The organism is Sphingomonas parapaucimobilis NBRC 15100, assembly GCF_000787715.1.
Taxonomy (GTDB): Bacteria; Pseudomonadota; Alphaproteobacteria; order Sphingomonadales; family Sphingomonadaceae; genus Sphingomonas; species Sphingomonas parapaucimobilis.
In genome coordinates this window covers 45,201-61,117 of sequence record NZ_BBPI01000087.1, presented here as the reverse complement: position 1 = coordinate 61,117, position 15,917 = coordinate 45,201, and the positions used below count along the sequence as shown (strand labels likewise).

The window sequence follows — 15,917 nt, the reverse complement described above, 5'->3', positions numbered from 1 at the left end:
AGTCGAAGCCCAAGGGAATCCCTTGCTCCATATCCCAAAGGCGATAGCCTGACCGAATGGCCTTCTACTGCTACATCCTCCGCTGCTCCGACGGCAGCTATTACACCGGCCACACCGACAGCCTCGAACACCGCATTGCCCAGCACCAGTCGGGCGAAATCCCCTGCTACACGCAAGCCCGCCGCCCAGTCGAACTGGCCTGGTCCCAGGAATTCCCGTCCCGCCACGAAGCCCTCACCGCCGAACGCCAGATCAAAGGCTGGTCCCGCGCCAAGAAGACCGCGCTGATCGCAACCGACTGGACGGCGCTCAAAGAAGCCGCAATACCGCGCGCGGAACGTGCCCTTCGACTTCGCTCAGGGCGAACGAGAGAGTGAACGTGAACAAGTCTCAGCCCCCCGTCATCGTCCTGGTCCGCCCGCAGCTCGGCGAGAATATCGGCAAGGCCGCGCGCGCCATGTTGAATTTCGGGCTGGTCGAGATGCGCCTCGTCACCCCGCGCGATGGCTGGCCGAATCCACAGGCCGGACCGGCGGCGTCGGGCGCCGACATCGTGCTGGAACAGGCCAAGGTCTATGAAAGCGTGTCCGATGCGGTCGCCGACTGTGCGCAGGTCTATGCGACCACCGTGCGCAAGCGCGGCGTCACCAAGCCGGTCGTCACCCCGGAAGAGGCGGCGCACGAAATCCATGCCGATACCACCGGCCGCGCCGCCTTCCTGTTCGGGCCGGAACGGTCGGGGCTGGAGACCGACGATGTGGCCATCGCGCGCAAGATCGTCACCGTGCCGATCAACCCCGAATTCGGCAGCCTGAACCTGGCCCAGGCGGTGATCCTGATCGCCTATGAATGGTCCAAGGGTATCGAACTGGCCCAGCCGCCAGAGGTCGAACTGCCCGAGGTCGCGCCGCAGGGCGAACTGGACGGCATGATCGGCCAGCTGGAGAATATGCTGGAGAATGCCGGGTTCTTCTTCCCGCCCGACCGGACCCCTGCGAGCAAGCGGACTCTGCGCACCTTGCTGACCAAGCCCGGCTGGTCCAGCCAGGAAGTGCGGACGCTGCGCGGCGTGCTGTCGACGCTGGCGCGGCCGCGTCAGCGGTAACGCCCTACCAATCCCCGCCCCCCGTTCAGGCTGAGCGAAGTCGAAGCCCACAGGATGAATTCCGCCAAATGGCCCCGTGGCGGGGGATGGGGCGTGGGCTTCGACTTCGCTCAGCCTGAACGGGCGTTGGAACAGGCCAGAGGGAAGGAAACTTACCCCCGCGTCCGGTCGAACGTCGCCAGCTCATAGGCGATCGAGCCCTCGACCAGCACTTCCCAGAGGTCGGCCACGACCGCTTCGGGTATGCCCAGGCGGCGGGCTTCGGCGCGGGCCTGGTCGATGACCTGGGTCTTGCGGTCCTCGTCGCGCACGCGGTCGCGGGTCGGTTTGATCCGGGCGGCGGCGTCCATATAGGCGAAGCGGCGCGCGAGCAGCGCGACCAGTTCGCGGTCGAGCTGGTCCACGCCCGCGCGGACCTCCGCCATGGTGGTGCAATCGGGGCCGGCGAGAATCTGGGTCATGGATCATGGCTCTGCCGGGCGGCGTTCCCGCTGTCCAGTCCGGCTTGCCGATCGGGGCGCGCACGGGATAGCATGGCACCCGCGTTCCAATTGGGAGATAGGACGATGCTGACCACGTTGCTGCTGCTGGCCCTGACCGGGCAACAGGCCGAACCCGCGCCCGCGCCGGTGAAGGAAAAGAAGATCTGCCGGGTTCAGGAAACCACCGGCTCGCGCCTGTCGTCCAAGCGGATCTGCAAGACCCAGGCGGAATGGGACGAGATCGCGGCCAATGCGCGCAACGATGTGGAAAACGCCACCGGGCGGCTGAACACCGCCAGCGGACGCTGATCGAGCGCTTCGCTTGACTCCGGCGCGCCTGTCGTCTAGGCGCGCCGCTTCGCAATTGCCCCCGCATCCCGGTGAAGCGGTGGGCCTGCGCTTGTCCCCATAAAGGCTGGCATGGTGCGATACCGGGACCAACGTCGTTCGTAATTGCCAAGGATTACACATGTCGAAGCGTCAGAGCGCGAAGTACAAGCTCGATCGCCGTATGGGCGAGAACATCTGGGGCCGCCCCAAGAGCCCCGTCAACAAGCGTGAATATGGCCCCGGCCAGCACGGTCAGCGCCGCAAGGGCAAGATGTCGGACTTCGGTCTGCAGCTGCGCGCGAAGCAGAAGCTGAAGGGCTATTATGGCGACGTGACCGAGAAGCAGTTCAAGGCCTGCTACCAGGAAGCCGCCCGCATGAAGGGCGATACCTCGCAGAACCTGATCGGCCTGCTCGAGCAGCGTCTGGACATGATCGTGTACCGCGCCAAGTTCGCGCCGACGATCTTCGCCGCGCGCCAGCTGGTCAGCCACGGCCACATCCGCGTCAACGGCGTGAAGTGCAACATCGCGTCGCGCCGCTGCTTCGTCGGCGACGAGATCTCGCTGGGCTCGAAGGCGACCGAAATGGCGCTGGTCATGGAAGCGCAGCAGCTCGCCGAGCGTGAAGTGCCCGACTACGTCACCGCCGACGGCAACACCAAGGTCGCGCTGACCCGCATCCCGACCCTGGACGAGGTGCCGTATCCGGTGAAGATGGAACCGAACCTGGTCGTCGAATTCTATTCGCGCTAAGTTTCGGGTCTTACCGAATTACGGAAAGGGCGGTCCTCCGGGGCCGCCCTTTTTGTTTGTGTCTCGCTTGCCGGGCGTCACGGGCACGCGCATACTCTGCCTGTTCAAAGGGGGAGGATATCGATGCGCCTGGGTCTGATCGCCGTTGCGGCACTGACGATGACGACCGCCGCTACCGGCCAGACGGCCGAGCAGGGGCAATATGCCAGCCAGCTGCGCACCATGCTGACCGCCGTTGCGGGCGGCACCTGTCCCGAGGCGTTGATGGGTGAGGGGCTGCTCAAGGCCTGTCGCGAACAGCTTCCGCAGATGGCCCCTGCGATCAAGGCGGCGGGTGCGATCCAGTCTGTCAAGCTCGACAAGGCGCAGGACGCGAACGGTCAGCGTTACGAGAAATACACGGTGAGTTTTGCCAGCGGCAAACCCTCGACATGGGTGATCGGCGGGCTGAAGGACGGCAGGTTCGAGGCGGTCTATTCCCTGGGCGACTGACGGACAGCCGCCCAGAGCCATGCAGCGCCAAGGCCGCGATCAGAAGCGGACCTGTCGCTCCAGCTGATCCGCGCGCAACGCCGTCTTGGTGACGATGCAGCCGGTGTCGATCGTGTCGCCATTGATCTTGCAGCTATAATCCCGTTCCCGGATCCAGCGGCGCTGCTGGTCGCGCAGGGCGGTCTTGACCGCGGGACGCGACGCGAGTTGGCGCATGACCTGCTGATAGGCCTTGTTCAGGCGGTCATCCTGCACCGCCGCCTCGCGTTGCGTGCAGACGCCGGTCTGTACGATGTTGCCGCCCGCGCGGTTCATGCAGTTGATATAGGCGGGGGACAGGTTGGGCGATTCCTGCGCGATGGCGGGTGCGCCCGTTCCGATGACCATCACGGCGGTCATGGCGACAATCCACTTCATGATTCCCTCCTTTTGTGCGGCGTGACATTTTCATCGGCCGCAACGTCGCACAACCATTTGTCGTCGCGACGGTTGCAGGATGCATCCGTCGCGGCAGCCTGTCTTTCGTTCCGCTGCTGGTGGGCGCAGAGGGGGGATGGCGAGATCCTATCCGGCCCGCTTGTTCTGCACGATCGCCACGATGATCGCCGTCGCCATGCCCAGCGGAAACCATAGACCAAACTTGCCCGTCAGCAGGCCGATAAAGCCGGACAGGACCAGTATGGCGAAGGGTGACGGCGTTTTCATGATCGCAGTCTGGCGAACGGGGCGGCGCCCGGCAAGCTTGCCCCGCCAGCCTCCGCTTGGCACAACATTCCCAAACATAAGGGGAATGCCCGTCATGCGTCGTCTGGTCCTGTTGCCCCTCCTCCTGTCCGGCATTGCCGTCGCGCAGGACAAGCCCGCCATCTCGGTCGACACGCTGAAGACGGTCACGCAGACCCTGTCCTCCGACGCCTATGAAGGCCGCGCGCCGACCACCCCGGCGGAGGACAAGACGGTCGCGTACATCATCGAGCGCTTTCAGAAGGCGGGGCTGAAGCCCGGCAACAAGGGCCGCTGGACCCAGGACGTGCCGATGGTCGAGATCACCGCCACCGACGTCCAGCCCTTCACCGTCACGGGCAAGGGAGCGCCCATTCCGCTCGCCTATCGCACCGATATGGTCGTCGGCACCTATCGCGTGACCCCGCGCATCGACGTGAAGGACAGCGAGCTGGTATTCGTCGGCTATGGCATCACCGCGCCCGAAAAGGGCTGGGACGATTATGCCGGGGTCGATGTGCGCGGCAAGACGGTGGTGATCCTGATCAACGATGCCGACTGGCAGACCATGGGGCGCGAAGGACCGTTCGAGGGCCGTGCGATGACCTGGTATGGTCGCTGGCCCTATAAGTTCGAGAATGCCGCCAGGCACGGTGCTGCCGCCGCGCTGATCGTCCACCAGACCGAACCCGCCGCCTATCCCTGGGCGGTGGTGCAATCCTCCTGGACCGGGCCGCAGCTGGAACTGGACGAGCCGGGCGACCATCAGGACCAGAGCCAGGTCATCGGCTGGATTCAGGAGGCGGTGGCGAAGAATATCCTGAAGGCGGCGGGCAGGGACTTGTCCACGCTGACCAGGGCAGCGCAGCAAAAGGGGTTCAAGGCGGTGCCCCTTGGCCTGACCCTGTCGGGCGGCTTTACCAACACGATCCGGCGTCAGGCGTCGAAGAATGTCATCGGCGTCCTGCCGGGCACCACCGCGCCGGGCGATTACGTCCTCTATTCGGCGCATTGGGACCATCTGGGCCGCTGCGACGCGGTGGACGGTGACGATATCTGCAACGGCGCGCTCGACAATGCGACCGGCGTGGCGGGGCTGGTGGCGCTGGCCGAGGCGCAAGCGAAGGCGGGGCCGGCCAAACGCTCCATCGCCTTCCTGGCGGTGACGGCGGAGGAAAGCGGGCTGCTCGGCTCGGGCTATTATGCGCAGCATCCCGTCTTCCCGCTCGCCCGCACCGTGGGCGGCGTGAACATGGACGGGCTGAACGTCACCGGCCGGTCGAAGGACTTCGTGCTGGTCGGCAAGGGCAAGTCCGAGATCGAGGATATCGCCGCGAAGCTGGTCACCGCGCAGGGGCGCTATATCGGCGAGGAGGCCAATCCCGAACGTGGCGGCTATTACCGCTCCGACCATTTTTCCTTCGCCAAGCTGGGCGTGCCGATGCTCGACGGCGGATCGGGACAGGACAAGGTGACGGGCGGCGTCGCGGCGGGCAAGGCCGCGGCGGAGGACTATGTGGCCAACCGCTATCACAAGCCCGCCGACGAATATGATCCCCGCTGGGATTGGTCGGGCGCGGTCGAGGATTTGACGGTCTATTACCAATTGGGCAGGACGCTCGCCGACCGGCCGGGCCTGTGGCCCAACTGGTATCCCACCGCCGAATTTCGCACCATTCGCGATCAAAGCAGGAAGAACGTCCAGTGACCACGCCAACCGTGACCACGCCTCCGCCGCCCGAATGGGCCACGCATGATGCCGTATGGATCGGCTTTCCCAGCCATCCGGAGCTGTGGGAAGAGGATCTCGACCCTGCGCGCGAGGAGGTGCTGGCCTTTGCCCGCGCCGTCCATGCCGATGGTCGGGGCGAGCGGGTGATCCTGGTCGCCGCCGATGGAGAAGCGGCGAATGCCGCGCGCGCGATGGCGGGCGACATGGCGGACGTGGTCATCCAGCCCTTCGGCGACATCTGGCTGCGCGATACCGGCCCGATCATCACCGGCGACGGTTCGGCACGGCTGTTCCAGTTCAATGGCTGGGGCGGCAAATACGACCTGCCCGGCGACGACACGGTCGGCGCGCGGCTGGCCGAGGATCGCGGATTTTCCGCCACCCGCTGCGAATGGGTGCTGGAGGGCGGCGCGATCGACGGGGACGGTACCGGGCTGGTCGTGACGACGCGCCAGTGCCTGCTCAACCCCAACCGCAATCCCGACCTGACCGAAAGCGAGATCGCCGACCGACTGGCCAGCGACCTGGGGCTGACCCGGATCGTGTGGCTGGGCAATGGCTTGCTCAACGACCATACCGATGGCCATGTCGACAATCTGGCGCGCTTCGTCGGCCCCAACCGCGTCGCCATTCCCGAAGCTGCCGAGAACGACCCCAACTGGCAGGTCTATGCCGCCGCCAAGCGCGACGCGCTGGCCGCCGGTCTGGAGGTGGTCGGCATCCCGTCGCCGGGCCGTGTGCTGCGCGACGACGAGATCGTGCCCGCCAGCTATATGAACTTCTATATCGGCAATGCGTCGGTCGTGGTGCCGCTTTACGGCAGCGAGAATGACGATGCCGGGGTCGCCGCGATCCAGGCGATCTTTCCCGACCGCCAGGTCGTGGGCCTGCGCGCCGATGCCATCCTGACCGGCGGCGGCAGCTTCCACTGTATTTCGCAGCAGATTCCGGCATAATCGCTGAACGAGCCCGTGCCGTCATCCCAGGGCGCGGGCTCTTTTCCTCCGGGGTCGGGAGGCGAAGTGCGCAGGTCAGGTCGCGATACCCACTCGGATAGCGGCCTCCCGCTATCTGCCCTCCGCAAGCGACAGTCGGGGTTGGGCGATCGAGGCGAAGGGCGTGGTGATCGCCATTCGTCCGCGCTGACTCGCCCTGGTTCGATCATGGGTCACATCCGGCGCGTGTAGCGGGATGAGGCGATTATCACCGGTCTGGCCGCGGTGGGGGTGCTGTTCGGCCCGCTAGGGCTGCTTCACCGATAGGCCAGGTCGCCCGGGAATCCCTTGGCCTTCGACTTCGCTCAGGCTGCACGGCGTGCAGGATGCACCTGAGCGTTAAGGCATGATGGCATCAGCGTGATCCACCCCTCCCCTTCAGGGGAGGGGCAGGGGGTGGGGCGTTTCCGCAAACGCGGGGCCTGTGGCGATGCCCCACCCCAACCCCTCCCCTGAAGGGGAGGGGCTAGGCTCGGTTCGATCCCATGTCATCATGCTCTGAACTCCAAGGGGGGCGGGGACGCGATGTGCCCGGCAATGACGCGATCGGCACTCGTTTCCCCGTCTGCGCTGCCCGGTCGGCGCGCAGAATTTTTCCAGCCATTCTTGTCCTTTACCAGCCATAAAGGGAACAGCGCTATACGGAACGATCACCTGTCCGGGATCGGAGCCTACGCGTTGCAAGCCACGATCAATCTGCTCCGTGCCCAACATGAGGACATCATGCGCGCCGTCGGCGACCTCATGGCCCTGTTCGAGCTGCACTATGCCGAGGCCGCGCCGAGGGTGGGCCTGGCCCGCACGCGGATCGCGCAGGCCATCACCAAGCATCTGAAGACCGAGGACGAACTGCTGCTGACCCCGCTGCGCGAACGGCGGCTGTTGGCCACCATCCCCGGATGCGAGGCGATCATGGTCGAGACGCGCGAACTGCGCCTGACCTATTCCAAACATATCGGCACCTGGACCGCCCGCACCATCGAGGAACGGTGGAACGAATATGTCGGGGTGACGCGTGCGCTCAACCAGCGGCTGATGGCGCTGTGCGATCTGAAGATCAACAGCTTCTATCCCATAGTCCTGCGCTACATCCTGGCCGATCCCGACCCGGCATCCCGCATGACCGCGTGACGCGCGGGGCGGCAGGGTCTAGCATCGCGGCACCACCGATCAGGGGAGTCGCCATGACCGCCGTCCGATCCGCCAACGGGTTCGCTCGTCCGATTCTCCCCGCGATTGCGCCTGTCCTGGCCATCGTCGGTGCGGCGGCCTTGCTCCGTTTGCCGATAGCGCAGGCTTATCCCCGCGGCGCGGCGCTGCTGTTCCTCTGGATCGCCTCGGACGCGATGATGCTGGGGTTGTTGAGCCGAACGCGGCGGCCGGGCTGGCGGGCGGGAATCGCCGCGATGGCGTCCGCGGGCATGGCGGTTTTCAGCCTGTCGCCGCCGCCGATCCGGGCGGCGCTGTTCGCCATGCCCTGGGCGATGATCGTCCCGGCCGCCGCGATCGCTCTGCATGGCGGATGGGGCCTTTGGCGGGTGGCGGTGCGGCTTCGTGCGTGGAACCGAACCGAGCCGGATCGCTGGTCCGCACTGCTGGAGGAAATCCTGCCCCGGCCGCTGGTGCGACTGGCGCGGGCGGAGGTTCGGCTGCTGCATCTGGCGTTGTTCCGCTGGGGCGCGGCGCCGGAGATACCGGCGGGGGCGCAGGGTTTTGCCTATCATCGCCATCTGCAGCCGATGATGATCGCGCTGCTGGTCATTTCCTGCATCGAGATCACCGTCACCCATCTGCTGGTCGCGCATTGGAGCCGGACCGCAGCGCTGGTGATGTTCGTCATCAGCGATGTGTCGCTGCTCTACCTGATCGGCCTTATCAGGTCGCTGCGCCTGTCGCCGGTCCTGCTCACCGAAACGGGGGTAAGGCTGCGCGCCGGGCTGTTGGTCGACCGGACCATTCCCTATGCGGCGATCGCGGCGGTGACGGCCAATCCCGATGGCGAGACGGTGCGCGCGCCCGATAGCTGGAACATCGCGCTGCTGGCCTGGCCCAATATGCTGATCCGCCTGTCCGAACCCTTGCCGCCGCGCTCGCGGTGGCGGCGTGATCCGGTGCGGGCGGTGGCGTTGCGGCTGGACGAGCCGGGGCCGTTTCTCGATGCCTTGCGCAGGAAGCTGGATGCGGAAGCGGGGTGACGCCCGCGTGCGGAGCCATTAAAGGGCAGGGCCATGACCCAGATCACCGTCGCCGCGCTGCAACTGGCCTTTACCGCCGATATCGACCGCAACATCGCCGAGGTGTCGCGCCTCGTTCGCGAGGCGGCGTCCCAGGGTGCGCAGGTGATCCTGCCGCCCGAGCTGTTCGAAGGCGAATATTTCTGCCGCGTCGAGGACGAGGGGCTTTTCACCAACGCCAAGCCGACCGCCGAGCACCAGGCGGTGCGCGCGATGCAGGAGCTGGCGGCCGAGCTGAAGGTCCATATCCCGACCAGCTTCTTCGAGGCGGACGGGCCGCATCACTACAACTCGCTGGCGATGATCGACCCGGACGGCAAGGTCGCGGGCGTCTATCGCAAGAGCCATATCCCGGACGGTCCGGGTTATGAAGAGAAATTCTATTTCCGCCCCGGCAATACCGGGTTCAAGGTGTGGGACGGCCCCGCGACCAAGCTGGGCGTCGGCATCTGCTGGGACCAATGGTATCCCGAGACGGCGCGCGCGATGATGCTGATGGGGGCGGAGATCCTGTTCTACCCGACCGCGATCGGCAGCGAGCCGCATGACGACGGCCTTGACACCGCGCGGTTGTGGCGTCGCGCGATGGTCGGCCATGCCGTGTCCAACGTCGTGCCGATCGTCGCCGCCAACCGCGTCGGGTGCGAACATGGCCAGACCTTCTACGGCACCAGCTTCATCTGCGACGAGCGCGGCGACATCCTGGCCGAGCTGGACCGCGAGCAAGAGGGCGTGATCGTCGCCACGCTCGACATCGACCGGGTGAAGCGCCACCGCGCCGCCTTCGGTTTCTTCCGCGACCGGCGGCCGGAGCTGTACGGGCGGCTGGTCCAGGATATCTGAACTCAAATTCCTCCCCTTGCAGGGGAGGGGGACCAGCGAAGCTGGTGGAGGGGTGTCACCCCTCTCGAGAGCGCGACACCCCTCCGTCAGGGCTTCGCCCTGCCACCTCCCCTTGCAGGGGAGGAATAATGTTAGCCCCGCAATTCCATCGCCCGCGCGAACACGCCCTCGAACATCTCGGGCGTCAGGCGGCCAGTATTCTGGTTGTAGCGCGAGCAGTGATAGCTATCGAGGATCACCGGGCCGCCGCCGGGCAGGCGATGTTCGGCCAGATGCGCGAATCGCGCCTTGGGGAGGCGCCCGCCCAGCGCCTTGATGACCGAACGGTGCGCGATCTCGCCCAGTGCGATGACCACCGACAGCCGGGGCAGAGCCGCCAGTTCCTGTTCGAGGAAGGTCCGACAGGTACGGATCTCGTCCGGCGTCGGCTTGTTCTCCGGCGGCAGGCATTTGACCGCGTTCAGGATCACCGCGCCTTTCAGCGTCAGGCCGTCATCGACCTTGGCGGCGAACGCGCCTTCGGCCAGACCGAATTTGGCGAGCGTGCCATAGAGCAGCGGTCCTGCGCCATCGCCGGTAAAGGGGCGGCCGGTGCGGTGCGCGCCATGCTTGCCGGGGGCGAGGCCGACGACCGCCAGCCAGGCCTCGCCATCGCCGAATGGCGGCACGGGGGCGTTCCACCAGCCGGGATATTCGGTGGCGACCGTCTGGCGAACCTCGACCAGGCGGGGGCAGAGGGGGCAGTCGCGCGGTGGCTGGATCGGGGCCAGGGGCGCCGGGATCACGGGAAAGGATGCGTCAGGCATCACGCTCGGGTAGTCGCAGGACATGATGACGACAAGCTATGCCATTGCGCTGGGTTCCAACCGTCCGGGGCGGCATGGCAGCCCGCGTGACGAGATTCGCGCGGCGCTGGCGGCGTTGCCGGGTGTCTATGCCGTGTCGCCGATCCTGACCACGGCGCCCATCGGCCCCTCGATCCGCGCCTTCGCCAATGCCGCCGCGCTGGTCGAGAGTCCGCTGGATCCGCCCGCCATGCTTGGCATACTGAAAACCATCGAGCGCGATTTCGGGCGGCGGCGCGGGCAGCGCTGGGGGGCGCGGGTGATTGATCTGGACATCATATTGTGGTCGGGGGGGCAGTGGCGCTCGCCGGGGCTGGCCGTGCCGCATCTGGCCTATACCACCCGCGATTTCGTGCTGCACCCGCTGGCGACGATCGCGGCGGACTGGCGCGACCCGCGCGACGGCCGGTTTGTGCGCCATATGCGACATGGTGTTGACCGCAGGCGTCCGCGCCCCTAGGTCGCTTCCACCCCGATGGAGGGTCCGTAGCTCAGTCGGTAGAGCAAGCGACTTTTAATCGAGAGGTCCCGGGTTCGAGCCCCGGCGGACCCACCACCGGGATGATACAGGCGCGCGGACAGATTTGCCCCGACCCGGGCACGGCCATGAAATGCCCCATATCGGCCAAGCCATACCCGCACGCAGATCGAAGATTGCGCTTGTTTTGACCCGGCCTGACGGGCTGATGCTATGGATGTCGGCCAAACCGGATGCCCGGGGCAAGACGGAGACGGGAGATGGACGGTAGACGCCCGCCGTCGGTCGACCATCATGCCGCCACGTCTTGCCGGACATTGCCAATGGCTTAATTCCCGAAGCCGCCACCCAGCGCCTGATATAGCGTGAGCTGGTTCTGGAGCCGGATGAACTGATTGGCGGATAGGGCGAGTTCGGCAATGCGCTGGCGTTCCTGCGCATCGAGCCAGACGCGAAGCGCCACGGCCCCCGCGCGGTAGCGGACTTCGTACAGGCGCTGGGCGTCCACCGCAGCGTCATGGGCGCGACGCAGGGCGAGACCCTGGATCGCCAGTTTGCTCCGGGCGGAGAGCGTGGTTTCCACCTCCGCCAGGGCGGTGTACAGCGACTTGCGGAACAGGATTACCGCTTCCTCGTAGCGGGTGCGGGCAATCTGCGTCTCGAAGCGCATGCCGCGCAGGTTGAGGAACGGCAGCGTGAGGCCCGCGCCCAGGGTCGCAACGGGATTGGCCATCAGGTTGAGCAGGCCGCTGCTGGATGTCCCCAGGCTGCCGGTCAGGGTAAGCGCCGGATAGAAGCTGGCCCTGGTCGCATCGGCGCTTGCAAGCACTCTTCTGAGGCGCAATTCGGCGGCGCGCAGGTCGGGGCGGCGCCCGAGCAGATCGGCTGGCAGGCCAGCCGCGACGACCGGCAGCGGCACCATCTTCAGGGCCTGCGGTTCAGCGGCGGGCGCGGGCAGGCCGTCGAGCAGCACCATCAACGCCTCGCGGGTGCGGACGCGGGCCTGGCGAACCTCGGTCAGTGCGGCTTCCTGTGCAGTGACGCTTTGCTCGACCTCTCGGCGCTCGAGCGTCGAGACCGCTCCGGCCCGGAACCGAGCTTCCACCAGCGCTTGTGTCCGGCGGGCATAGGCAAGGCTCTGCTCGCCCAGCGCGATCCGCTCGTTCGCCAGCGCGATCTGCCAGTAGAGCGACGCGGTCGTGCCGACCAGCGTCAGGAACACGCCGTCGCGATCCTCGGCGGTCGCTTCCGCCTCCAGCCGCGCCGCGTCCCGGCGCGCGCCGAGGCGACCGAACAGATCGGCTTCCCAGGCGAGGCCCGCCGAACCGGCGGCGATTTCGCTTGTCCGGCGCCCCCCGCCGGAGAGGGGGCGGGACAGGCCGGTGCTGAGCGAGCCGCTCGGGATCGGTGTCAGCGCATTTCCGGCGAGCCGCGATTCGAGCTGAGCGCGCCGTACCCGTATCGCGGCCGCGGCGAGGTCCGGATTGCGCGCGACCGCAAGCTCGACCAGCGTATCCAGTGAAGGGTCGCCGAAGCTCTGCCACCATGTGTCGGTGCGCAGGTTTTGCTGTGGGGCCGGGGACTGGTGGAGGAATGCGCCGGGCAGGGGAGCGGCGGGACGGACATAGGGGGTGCGGGTGGCGCAGCCGGCCAGAAGCGTGCTGGTGACGATCAGGGTGAGAACGGGTTTCATCATCAATCTCGTGCCAGGGCCTCGACAGGATCGAGCCGGGCCGCGTTACGCGCGGGAAGGAAGCCGAACAGGATGCCGATCGCCGTGGAGCAGGCGAAGGCGAGGAGGATCGACGAGGGCGAGAACACCATTGCGAAGCCGCTGCCGCTAAGGCTGACGAGGAGGCCGAGCAGCAGGGCGAGCAATATGCCCGCCGCGCCGCCGATCAGGCAGACCAGCACCGCTTCGATCAGGAATTGCTGAAGGATGTCGCTCTGTCGCGCGCCGACGGCCATGCGCACCCCGATCTCCCGGGTCCGCTCGGTGACCGAGACGAGCATGATGTTCATCACGCCGATCCCGCCGACGACCAGCGCGATGACGGCGATCGACGAGATGAGGACGGTCATCGTCTTGCTGGTCTGGGTAATCGCCTTGCGGATCTGATCGGAGTTGAAGATGAAGAAGTCCTTGGTACCGTGCCGCCGGGTGAGCAGGGTCGTCACGGCCTGCTGGGCGGCGTTGCTCGTCACCTGGTCGACAATGCGCACGGTGATGCTCTCCAGCTTCGTCCGCCCCGTCATCCGCGCCGCGGCCGTGCTATAGGGGATGTAGACATTGGCGCTCGATCCGCCGCCGCCGGCCTGTGACGGGCGCAGCACGCCGATCACGCGCATCGGCACCTGGCCGAGCAGCACCGTCGCGCCGATCGGATCGGCGCCGTGCGGGAACAGGGTCGTGCGCGCCTTGCTGTCGATCACCGCCACCTGTGCGGCATGCGTCACGTCCGCCTGCTTGAAGACCGTGCCCTGGGTCACCTTGAAGCCGCGAACGCGAAAATAACCGGCGCCGACGCCGTTGATCTGCGCGGTGGCGGCGATGTTCCTGCGCCGCGCGGTAACGCTGGTGGAGATGTTGGGCGACACGCTGTCGACATAGCTCTGGCTGCCCAGAACACGGGCGTCGCTTTCGCTCAGCGTCTGGATCGAGGCGGCACGCAGGTCGCCGAAATCCTTGCCGGGGAAGATTTCGATGGTGTTCGTGCCGAGATCGCTGATCTGCGCCATCACCTTCGATTGCGCGCCATTGCCCAGCGCCACGACCGACACGACCGAGGCGATGCCGATGATGATGCCCAGCATGGTCAGGAAGGTGCGCACCCGGTGCGCGGCCATGGCCAGAAGCGCCATGCGGAACGCCTCGCTGAACCGGCTGGCGGCTGCCCGCCACCGCCCCGCCGACGATTGCGCCGCCGGGGCGAGGGCTTGCCGCTGGACGGGGTCGCGCGTGTGGCGGTCAGCGACGATCGCGCCGTCGCTGAGTTCGATGACGCGATCGGCATGGGCGGCGACCGCCATGTCGTGCGTCACGAGGATGATGGTATGCCCCTCCTGGTTCAGTTTCTTGAGGATGCGTATCACTTCCTCGCCGCTCGCCTTGTCGAGCGCGCCGGTGGGTTCGTCCGCGAGTATGATCGCGCCGCCGTTCATCAGCGCGCGGGCGATCGAGACGCGCTGCTGCTGGCCGCCGGACAACTGGCTGGGCAGATGGCGGGTGCGCTCGCCCAGGCCGAGGCGGGTCAGCAAGGCGGTCGCCCGCGCGCGTCGTGCGCCGGGTTCATAGCCGGCATAGACCGACGGCACCTCGACATTGCCGACGGCGGACAGGTCCGAGAGCAGGTGATAGCGTTGGAAGATGAAGCCGAAATGTTCGCGGCGCAGCGCGGCAAGCTCGTCGGGGGTCAGCGTGCCGGTATCGCGACCCTGCACGCGATAGGTTCCGGCGGTGGGGCGATCGAGGCAGCCCAGGATGTTCATCAGGGTCGACTTGCCCGATCCCGACGCGCCGACGATCGCCACCATTTCCCCGGCATGGATCACCAGGTCGACGTCCTTCAGGACGGTGATGGTGCCTTCGCCCGCCGGGAATTCCCGGCGCAGACCCATGGTTTCGATGATCGGGGGCGTGGTCATCAGAACCCGATGCCCAGGCCGCCATCGGCCGAAGGCTCGCGGCTTTCCTGCGCGATGACGACCTTCTCCCTGGGCTTGAGGCCGGAGAGCACGACGGCATTGCTGTCATTGGCGATGCCGGTGCGGACCTGGCGCGTTTCGATCCCACCCTTGGCGTCGACGACGCGGACCTGGTAGCGGCCATCGGTGCCCCGCTCGCCCAGCGCGGCCAACGGGACCAGCACCGCGCGACGGACACCGGCAAGCAGGACGGAGACCTGCGCGGTCATCGACGGGCGCAGTCGGCCTTCGGGATTGGGCACGTCGAACAGGGCATTGTAGTAGATGGCCGTGGTGGCGGCCGTGGTCCCGCTCGCGGCTGTCGCGCTGGTCGTGCCTTCGGTCGCGATCGATTCCGGCGCCGGCTCGATCCGGTCGATCCGGGCATGATAGCGGCGATCGGGTGCGCCCAGCGTCGTGAACCGCACCGTCTGGCCCACCTTGACCTTCTGCACATCGGCTTCCGAAATCTCCGTCCGCACGGTCATCACGTCGAGCCGGGCGAGCATGACGATGGTCGGCGCCGACTGGAACGAATTCACCGTCTGCCCCTGCTTCGTGACGATGGAGACGATGGTGCCGTCCATCGGCGCCACGATGCGGGTGAAGCCGAGGTTCAGGCGCGCGGTCTCGACCTGGGTGCGCGCCTGGACGATCTGGGCATCGAGCGAGCGGAGTTCGCCGCGCAGGGCGGTGAGCGACGCCCTGGCGGCCTCATAGTCGGCGCGCGCGGTCGCCTCGGCCGCCAGCATGGTCTCCTGGCGGCGATAGGCGAGCTCCGCCTGCACCAGCGCGCCCTGCCGGGATGCCTTCTGGGCGATCAGCGATCCGACCGCCGCCTCGGTATTGCGCAGCGCCAGTCGCTGCGGGGCGGCATCGATGTCCGCAATCGGATCTCCGGCGCGGACGCGCTGGCCAAGCCGCACGTACAGCTTCTTGACCTGACCCGAGACCTGGGCGCCGACGCTCACCAGTTCCTTCGGGCGCAGCTTGCCCGTCGCCAGCACATTCTGTTCGATGTCGCCCAGGGTCACCTCGGCGGTCGTAAGCCCTTCCATGGGCGACGGGCGCATCGCCAGCCACCAGGCGAGCGCGGCGAAGGCAAGCATGACGGGGAGGCCGACGAAGAGAAGGATACGGCGTTTCGACATGCCGGGCCTTATGCCAAGCGCCGACGAGCCCGAGGGTAAGACCATCGCAAGCGAAGCGAAAAGATTGCG

Annotated in this window: 18 protein-coding genes and 1 tRNA gene; 12 read left to right on the top strand and 7 right to left on the bottom strand. The window is 66.8% G+C overall.

Going from position 1 to position 15,917, the window contains the following annotated elements; translation table 11 throughout:
- Window positions 1-56: 56 nt before the first annotated feature.
- Together SP5_RS15610 and SP5_RS15605 are read left to right on the top strand one after the other, a co-directional pair.
- Window positions 57-377, top strand: a complete 321-nt coding sequence (locus tag SP5_RS15610; protein WP_042490491.1) for a GIY-YIG nuclease family protein — start codon at window positions 57-59, stop codon at window positions 375-377.
- A gap of 2 nt (window positions 378-379) precedes the next feature.
- Window positions 380-1,105, top strand: a complete 726-nt coding sequence (locus SP5_RS15605) for an RNA methyltransferase (protein WP_042490490.1) — start codon at window positions 380-382, stop codon at window positions 1,103-1,105.
- 152 nt (window positions 1,106-1,257) lie between these two features.
- On the opposite strand, the gene SP5_RS15600 is transcribed toward SP5_RS15605, so the two are convergent.
- Window positions 1,258-1,566, bottom strand: coding sequence for a chorismate mutase (locus SP5_RS15600; RefSeq protein WP_042490489.1), 309 nt, complete (start codon window positions 1,564-1,566; stop codon window positions 1,258-1,260).
- Window positions 1,567-1,671: 105 nt separating this feature from the next.
- Here SP5_RS15600 and SP5_RS15595 point away from each other — a divergent pair, with 105 nt between their 5' ends.
- The 3 genes from SP5_RS15595 to SP5_RS15585 all read left to right on the top strand — a co-directional run bounded on the left by SP5_RS15595 (window position 1,672) and on the right by SP5_RS15585 (window position 3,163).
- Window positions 1,672-1,896, top strand: coding sequence for a hypothetical protein (locus SP5_RS15595; RefSeq protein ID WP_042490487.1), 225 nt, complete (start codon window positions 1,672-1,674; stop codon window positions 1,894-1,896).
- A 160-nt stretch (window positions 1,897-2,056) separates the two neighbouring features.
- Entirely contained in the window at window positions 2,057-2,671 is a 615-nt protein-coding gene (gene rpsD, locus SP5_RS15590; RefSeq protein WP_042490485.1) for a 30S ribosomal protein S4, read from the top strand.
- Window positions 2,672-2,794: 123 nt separating this feature from the next.
- Window positions 2,795-3,163, top strand: coding sequence for a hypothetical protein (locus SP5_RS15585; protein ID WP_042490484.1), 369 nt, complete (start codon window positions 2,795-2,797; stop codon window positions 3,161-3,163).
- Between the two features lie 39 nt (window positions 3,164-3,202).
- Here SP5_RS15585 and SP5_RS15580 read toward each other — a convergent pair whose 3' ends face one another.
- Window positions 3,203-3,580 (bottom strand): lysozyme inhibitor LprI family protein, encoded by a 378-nt coding sequence (locus SP5_RS15580; protein ID WP_052811592.1) that lies wholly within the window; start codon window positions 3,578-3,580, stop codon window positions 3,203-3,205.
- A gap of 147 nt (window positions 3,581-3,727) precedes the next feature.
- Complete coding sequence (locus SP5_RS19560; RefSeq protein ID WP_042490483.1) at window positions 3,728-3,868, bottom strand: hypothetical protein; 141 nt, start codon at window positions 3,866-3,868, stop codon at window positions 3,728-3,730.
- 94 nt (window positions 3,869-3,962) lie between these two features.
- Here SP5_RS19560 and SP5_RS15570 point away from each other — a divergent pair, with 94 nt between their 5' ends.
- The 5 genes from SP5_RS15570 (at window position 3,963) to aguB (ending at window position 9,690) form a co-directional block, all read left to right on the top strand.
- Window positions 3,963-5,594, top strand: coding sequence for a M28 family peptidase (locus SP5_RS15570; protein WP_042490550.1), 1,632 nt, complete (start codon window positions 3,963-3,965; stop codon window positions 5,592-5,594).
- A gap of 11 nt (window positions 5,595-5,605) precedes the next feature.
- Entirely contained in the window at window positions 5,606-6,574 is a 969-nt protein-coding gene (locus tag SP5_RS15565; protein WP_042490549.1) for an agmatine deiminase family protein, read from the top strand.
- Window positions 6,575-7,291: 717 nt separating this feature from the next.
- Window positions 7,292-7,744 (top strand): hypothetical protein, encoded by a 453-nt coding sequence (locus tag SP5_RS15560; protein ID WP_042490482.1) that lies wholly within the window; start codon window positions 7,292-7,294, stop codon window positions 7,742-7,744.
- Between the two features lie 53 nt (window positions 7,745-7,797).
- Window positions 7,798-8,808, top strand: coding sequence for a hypothetical protein (locus SP5_RS15555; RefSeq protein WP_042490480.1), 1,011 nt, complete (start codon window positions 7,798-7,800; stop codon window positions 8,806-8,808).
- A 33-nt stretch (window positions 8,809-8,841) separates the two neighbouring features.
- Complete coding sequence (aguB, locus tag SP5_RS15550) at window positions 8,842-9,690, top strand: N-carbamoylputrescine amidase (protein ID WP_042490478.1); 849 nt, start codon at window positions 8,842-8,844, stop codon at window positions 9,688-9,690.
- Window positions 9,691-9,821: 131 nt separating this feature from the next.
- Here aguB and SP5_RS15545 read toward each other — a convergent pair whose 3' ends face one another.
- Window positions 9,822-10,496 carry a uracil-DNA glycosylase gene (locus tag SP5_RS15545; RefSeq protein ID WP_042490548.1) on the bottom strand — a complete coding sequence of 225 codons (675 nt, stop codon included), beginning with the start codon at window positions 10,494-10,496 and terminating at the stop codon, window positions 9,822-9,824.
- 22 nt (window positions 10,497-10,518) lie between these two features.
- Here SP5_RS15545 and folK point away from each other — a divergent pair, with 22 nt between their 5' ends.
- Together folK and SP5_RS15535 are read left to right on the top strand one after the other, a co-directional pair.
- Entirely contained in the window at window positions 10,519-10,995 is a 477-nt protein-coding gene (gene folK, locus SP5_RS15540) for a 2-amino-4-hydroxy-6-hydroxymethyldihydropteridine diphosphokinase (RefSeq protein WP_042490477.1), read from the top strand.
- A gap of 20 nt (window positions 10,996-11,015) precedes the next feature.
- A tRNA-Lys gene (locus SP5_RS15535) sits at window positions 11,016-11,091 on the top strand.
- Between the two features lie 250 nt (window positions 11,092-11,341).
- On the opposite strand, the gene SP5_RS15530 is transcribed toward SP5_RS15535, so the two are convergent.
- Genes SP5_RS15530 through SP5_RS15520 form a run of 3 tightly spaced genes read right to left on the bottom strand, consistent with a single transcriptional unit; the run spans window position 11,342 to window position 15,848 of the window.
- The gene (locus SP5_RS15530) at window positions 11,342-12,709 is read right to left on the bottom strand and encodes an efflux transporter outer membrane subunit (protein WP_217995707.1); all 1,368 of its coding nucleotides are present in this window, start codon (window positions 12,707-12,709) and stop codon (window positions 11,342-11,344) included.
- Window positions 12,709-14,658 carry a MacB family efflux pump subunit gene (locus SP5_RS15525; RefSeq protein ID WP_042490473.1) on the bottom strand — a complete coding sequence of 650 codons (1,950 nt, stop codon included), beginning with the start codon at window positions 14,656-14,658 and terminating at the stop codon, window positions 12,709-12,711. The genes SP5_RS15530 and SP5_RS15525 overlap by 1 nt, the downstream gene beginning before the upstream one ends.
- Entirely contained in the window at window positions 14,658-15,848 is a 1,191-nt protein-coding gene (locus SP5_RS15520) for an efflux RND transporter periplasmic adaptor subunit (protein WP_042490472.1), read from the bottom strand. The genes SP5_RS15525 and SP5_RS15520 overlap by 1 nt, the downstream gene beginning before the upstream one ends.
- Window positions 15,849-15,917: the final 69 nt, after the last annotated feature.